Consider the following 5902-nt stretch of genomic DNA (forward strand, 5'->3'; position numbering starts at 1 on the left):
GCCCACCGCGCCCGCGACCGTCGCAACCCGGGCCGCGCGCAGCAGCGTGCCGGGCCGCCCCTGCGTGTAGGCCTTCCTCGCGTACCCGACGCGGCGTTCCAGCAGCGCCGTGGCTGCCAGCTCCAGCACCGCACCCGCGACCGCGACGCGCCGGGCCGGGCGCACGTCGCCCGCCGCGAGCAGGCCCATGCCGCCACCGGCGGCCATCGCGCTGCCCGCGAACACGAACGGCAGCTCCTGGTGGCCCTCGTGCCAGGCGGGCACGGCGGTGTCGGCGAGCAGGACGGCGGTGTAGGTGGTCATCGCCGGCCCGACCGCACCGGCCCCGAACCCGGCCAGGCGTCCGATCCCGGGCACGATGCCCGTCAGCTCCGACGCGGCGGCCAGCCCGGACAGCGTCCCGAAGGGGGAGAGGATCCACGAGCCCACCGAGAGGGGTGAGGTCGGCTTGATCACGCGCAGCATGTTGAGGAAGCGCTTCGGGCGGCCGAGGTCGTGGATCAGCGCACCGACGCTGACCAGCGCCCCGCCGAGGGAGGCGAACCGCCCGACCCGGCGCAGCCCGGGCCGTCCCGTGGCGTCGGCCAGCGCGGCCAGCGAGGCCGAGACGCCTGCGGCACCGCCCAGGTACAGGTAGAGCGGGACGTCGGGCACCTTCCACGTCGGACTCTTGATGATCGGGCGACCGTAGTAGGAGGTGAACTCGGCGTCGGGCACCATCAGGTGCTCGCCTCGACCACCCCTGCGGCGCCCGCGGGTCTTCGGTGCCGTCATCGCCGCCCTCCGAGGAACGAAGCCGCCACGGTCGCCGCGACGGTCAGCGCGGCCGCCGCCGCGTGCTTCCACATCGACGGCAGGTCGCGCGTGGTGACCACCGGGTCCGGCGGCAGCCCGTAGACCTCGGGCTCGTCGAGCAGCAGGAAGAACGCGCCGTCGCCGCCGACGCCGTCGTCCGGGTCGTGGCCGTAGAGCCGTGCCTCGGGCACCCCGCGCTCGCGCAGCGTCTCGACGCGGGCCGCGGCGCGCTCGCGCAGCTCGTCGAGCGGGCCGAACTGGATCGACTCGGTCGGGCAGGCCGTGGCGCACGCGGGCTGGAGGCCCGCGCCGAGACGGTCCTGGCACATCGTGCACTTGAACGCGCCGCCGTCCCCCTTGCGCTGGTCGATCACGCCGTACGGGCAGGCGGGGATGCAGTAGCCGCAGCCGTTGCAGACGTCGTCCTGCACCAGGACGGTGCCGTGCTCGGTGCGGATCAGCGCCCCGGTGGGGCAGACGTCGAGGCACGCGGCGTGCGTGCAGTGCTTGCAGACGTCCGACGCCATGAGCCAGCGGACGTCCGTGGCGTCGCCCTCGGAGCCGCTGCCGGGCAGGGCCGGGGCGGGCATCCCGAGGTCGACGGTGGCCGACCGGCGAGCCGGCACCGTCTGCTCGATGAACGCCACGTGCCGGTAGGTGCTCGCGCCGAGGCCACCGGTGTTGTCGTAGGACATGGCGGTGAGGTCGAGCAGGTCCGGCTGGTCGTGGTGGGCGCCGTCGGCGGGCAGTGCGTTCCACTCCTTGCACGCCACCTCGCACGCCTTGCAGCCGATGCAGACACTGGTGTCGGTGAAGAACCCGACGCGCGGCGGGTGGCCGTCGGGGTAGCCCGCGTTGCCGGAGGGATCGTCCAGCGGGCCGTACAGGGAGTTGTCCATCAGCTCTCCAGGCCGGCGCGCCGGCGGTAGTCCGCGAGGAAGGTGACCAGGTCCGATCCGTGCGGGCGGCGGCCCGGCCGGATGTCGCAGGTGGCGGCCTTGGTCTCCATGATGTGGACGTTCGGGTCGAGGGCCACCGACAGCAGCTCGTTGGCGGCGTCGCCGGTGGACAGGCCGTTGGAGCCCCAGTGCCAGGGCACGCCGATCTGGTGCACGGTCGTGCCACCCAGCCGCAGCGGCTTCGCCCGCTCGGTGACCAGGGCCTTGCCCTCGATCGCCGACCGCGCCGTGACCACGTGGCACCACTGCCCGTTCTCCAGCCCGCGCAGCGCGGCCAGTTCGGGGGAGACCTCCAGGAACATCTCCGGCATCAGCTCGTTGAGGTGCGGCGTCCACCGGCTCATGCCGCCCGCGGTGTGGTGCTCGGTGACGCGGAACGTGGTGAACACGAAGGGGAAGACGTCCGCGCCGGGCGCCCCGGGTTCGGGGTGGTACCGGTTCTCCGGCCGGTGGAACTCCTGCCGGGCGGGGTTGGCGCGCTGCCGGGGGTGGAGCGCGTTGGGCACCGGCGACTCCTGCGGCTCGTAGTGCGTGGGCATCGGCCCGTCGACGAGCCCCGCGGGGGCGTGCAGCCAGGCGCGGCCGTCGGCCTGCATGATGAACGGCTCGTTCCCGCCGATGGCCTCGGCTGCGTGGGCGCCCTCGGGCGGTCGGTAGTCCGGAGCGGTGGTGGCGGGGAAGTCCGCGATGTCCGCGCCGGTCCACTTCTCCTTTTCGGCGTCCCACCAGACGAGCTTCTTGCGCTCGCTCCACGGCTTCCCGTCGGGGGCGGCGGAGGCGCGGTTGTAGAGGACGCGCCGGTTCGCGGGCCACGCCCAGCCCCACTCGGCCGCGATCAGATCCTGCTCCGCGCCCGGCTTGCGGCGCATGGACTGGTTGACCTCCTCGGCGTACACGCCGGAGTAGATCCAGCAGCCGCACGAGGTGGATCCGTCGTTCCTGAGCTCGGTGTAGCCGCTCAGCGCCTTCCCGTCGGAGTCGGCGCCGTTGATCTCGTGCAGCACCGCGTCCGCGCTGGGCTCGCCGGTGTCGTCGACGGGGTAGTCCCAGGTCAGGTCCTGCAGCGGCCGGTCCTTGGGGTCTGTCGAGCCGGCGACGCGCGCCTTGATCCGCTTGCCGATCTCGTAGTAGAACCACAGGTCGCTGCGGCAGTCACCCGGCGGCTCGACGGCCTTGTGGTGCCACTGCAGCAGCCGCTGGGTGTTGGTGAACGTGCCGTCCTTCTCGCTGTGGGCGGCGGCGGGCAGGAAGAACACCTCGGTGCCGATGTCCTCGGTGCGCATCTCGCCGGTCTCGATCTCGGGCCCGTCCTTCCAGAACGTGGCCGTCTCGATCATGTTCAGATCGCGGACGACGAGCCACTCCAGCTTCGCCAGCCCCTGGCGCTGCTGGCGGGAGTTGGCGGTGCCGACGGCCGGGTTCTCGCCGATCACGAAGTAGCCGGGCACCTTGCCCTCGGCTTGCGCCATCACCGTCTCGAAGCTGGAGTGGTCGCCGGTGAGGCGCGGCAGGTGGTCGAAGCAGTAGTCGTTCTCCCGCGTGGCCGCGTCGCCGAACCAGGCCTTCAGCAGGCTGACGACGTAGGCGTCCATGTCGCCCCAGAAGCCCTTGTCGCCCGTGTTGGCGGCGATGTAGGTCTCCAGGTCCTGCTCGCGGTGCGCGTGCGGCATGGGAATGTAGCCCGGCAGCATGTCGAACAGCGTCGGGATGTCGGTGGAGCCCTGGATGCTGGCGTGGCCGCGCAGAGCGAGGATGCCCCCGCCGGGACGTCCGATGTTGCCCAGCAGCATCTGCAGGATCGACGCCGCGCGGATGTACTGCGCGCCCACCGTGTGGTGCGTCCACCCGACGGCGTAGCAGAACGCGCTGGTCCGCTCGCGGCCCGAGTTGCGCGTCAGCGCGTCGGCGACCTGGGTGAACGTCTCCGGCTCGATCCCGCAGACCTCGTGCACCATCTCCGGGGTGTAGCGGGAGAAGTGGCGTCTGAGCACCTGGAACACGCAGCGCGGGTCCTGCAGCGTGTCGTCGCGGCGGGGCTCGGCGGCGATCGGGGCGCCGCCGGAACCGGCGATCTGCCCGCGCTCGTGCTCGGCAACCGGTCGGTCGTCGCGCGGGCCCACCGCGGCCCCGATGTCGTCGTCCTCGTACTCCCATGAGCTCACGTCGTAGGTGCCCGTCTCCGGGTCGAAGCCGGAGAACAGGCCGTCCAGGTCCTCGGTGTCGCGGAAGTCCTCATTGAGGATCATCGGCGCGTTGGTGTAGGCGCGCACGTAGTCCTCGAAGTAGGCGCCGGTCTCCAGCACGTGGTGGATCAGCCCGCCGAGGAACGCGATGTCGGTGCCCGCCCGGATCGGCACGTGCAGGTCCGCCACCGCCGAGGTGCGGGTGAACCGCGGGTCGACGTGGATCACCGTGGCACCGCGCTTCTTGGCCTCCATCACCCACTGGAAGCCGACCGGGTGCGCCTCGGCCATGTTCGAGCCCTGGATCACGATGCAGTCGGAGTTGACCAGGTCCTGCTGGTAGTTGGTGGCGCCGCCGCGACCGAACGAGGTTCCCAGACCGGGAACGGTGGAGCTGTGTCAAATACGGGCCTGGTTCTCGATCTGGATCGCGCCCATGGCGGAGTAGAGCTTCTTCATGAGGTAGTTCTCCTCGTTGTCGAGGGTCGCCCCTCCGAGGCTCGCTATCCCCATGGTCCGGCGCAGGTGCCGGCCCCGGTCGTCCACGTCCTGCCAGGTGTTCTCCCGGGTGGCCAGTACCCGGTCGACGATCATGTCGACGGCCGTGTCGAGGTCGAGGTCCTCCCACTCGGTGCCGTGGGGGCGCCGATAGCGCACCTGCGTCTGCCGTGTGGGGGCGGTCAGCAGCGACAGCGTCGAGGAGCCCTTGGGGCACAGCTTCCCGCGGCTGATCGGGGAGTCCGGGTCGCCCTCGACGTGGGTGACCTTCCCGTCCTTCGAGAAGATCTGCTGCCCGCAGCCGACCGCGCAGAACGGGCAGACCGACTTGGTGACGCTGTCGGCGTCCTGCGTCCGGGCCCGCTTGTCGACCATCCCCCCGTCGTGCCGGGACGATGTGCCGCGTCCGAGCGGGTCATTGCCCGTCAGCTGACGGACGACGGGCCAGCTCTCGATCCAGGTGCGCGCTCCCACGGAAGCTTCTTCCCGGTCCGGTCGCCGTTCAACCCCCGATCTACCGATGGTGTCGCGGATGCACCGAAGGGGTAGTTCACGGCCATGCCGGACGACCACATCGACGACGCAGAGCACTGGGGCGACGCAGAGCACCGGGACGACACCGAGCACTGGGACGACACCGAGGCGCGCCGATGAGCACAGCGGACGCGACCCCGTCGGTGGACCGCGCGCACACCCGTCCCGACGGGGCGAGCGACGCGCTCGTGGCCGCCACCGGGACGCTGTCGGAGGCGCTGGAGAAGGTCGAGCGTGCCCGCGGCGCGCTCTACGAGTTCCACCAGCTGACGGGCGGGGCCGACGCGATGCTCGACGACGTCGTCGACGGCCTGCGGAAGACCGGGCACGGCGATCTGGCCGACCGCGTGCGCGACGAGCTGATCGGCCGCAACGTGATCGAGGGGCGCTGGACGTTCCAGGTCGTCGAGGAGTTCGACGACGGCTACTACACGGCCTTCCGCGAGGTGGAGCGCACCGTGCGCGACGCGACGATGGACGGGCGGCGGCACGTGTTCGAAGGCGAGATGAAGGAGCGCAGGCGCTCGCGCGGCCGGGAAGGCCACGCGGCCACGCCGTCACACCCTCGTTGATCGGGATCCGTGACGCCGGTACGTGCCGGGACCCGTTCTGTGACGCTCCGATCCGGCACATCGAGCAACGCCGAGCCGGAGAGCCGACGTCGCTCACCGCGGTCGTGGGGTGTGTGCGCGCGGCGCCCGGTGACTATCTCCGGGCGACGGTGGTCGTCGGGCGGGATCAGCCGGCCGACGTCCGCCGCCCGGATGGTGGAACATGGGGTGTGACCGGGGCGTTGCCCGGGGAGTGCCCGGTACGGGCGCGGCTGTTCGACAGTGTGGAGGTCTCACGATGGCAACGGAGAAGGCGATCCTCGCCGGTGGCTGCTTCTGGGGTGCGCAGGAGCTGCTGAGGAAGCGTCCAGGGGTGATCTCG

The 5902-nt window shown here is 71.6% G+C and carries 5 protein-coding genes; 2 read left to right on the forward strand and 3 right to left on the reverse strand.

Features of this window, described 5'->3' with window-relative positions; translation table 11 throughout:
• From nrfD to fdh, 3 genes are all read right to left on the reverse strand, one after another.
• Nucleotides 1-774 (reverse strand): NrfD/PsrC family molybdoenzyme membrane anchor subunit (gene nrfD, locus JWR81_RS14715; protein ID WP_297651732.1); only part of this gene is annotated, 774 nt, incomplete at its 3' end.
• Nucleotides 771-1694, reverse strand: a complete 924-nt coding sequence (locus tag JWR81_RS14720) for a 4Fe-4S dicluster domain-containing protein (protein WP_297651735.1) — start codon at nucleotides 1692-1694, stop codon at nucleotides 771-773. The genes JWR81_RS14720 and nrfD, both read right to left, overlap by 4 nt.
• Entirely contained in the window at nucleotides 1694-4909 is a 3216-nt protein-coding gene (gene fdh / locus JWR81_RS14725; protein ID WP_297651738.1) for a formate dehydrogenase, read from the reverse strand. Before fdh ends, JWR81_RS14720 begins: the two co-directional genes overlap by 1 nt.
• Before the next feature lie 176 nt (nucleotides 4910-5085).
• Here fdh and JWR81_RS14730 point away from each other — a divergent pair, with 176 nt between their 5' ends.
• Nucleotides 5086-5541, forward strand: coding sequence for a hypothetical protein (locus JWR81_RS14730; protein ID WP_297651741.1), 456 nt, complete (start codon nucleotides 5086-5088; stop codon nucleotides 5539-5541).
• 277 nt (nucleotides 5542-5818) lie between these two features.
• Nucleotides 5819-5902 (forward strand): peptide-methionine (S)-S-oxide reductase (locus JWR81_RS14735; protein ID WP_297651744.1); only part of this gene is annotated, 84 nt, incomplete at its 3' end.

The organism is Pseudonocardia sp., assembly GCF_025965585.1.
Taxonomy (GTDB): Bacteria; Actinomycetota; Actinomycetes; order Mycobacteriales; family Pseudonocardiaceae; genus Pseudonocardia.

Coding starts and splice junctions, on each gene's coding strand:
- JWR81_RS14720 (WP_297651735.1), bottom strand. CDS start 1,694: ATGGACAACTCCCTGTACGGCCCGCTGGACGATCCCTCCGGCAACGCG.
- JWR81_RS14730 (WP_297651741.1), top strand. CDS start 5,086: ATGAGCACAGCGGACGCGACCCCGTCGGTGGACCGCGCGCACACCCGT.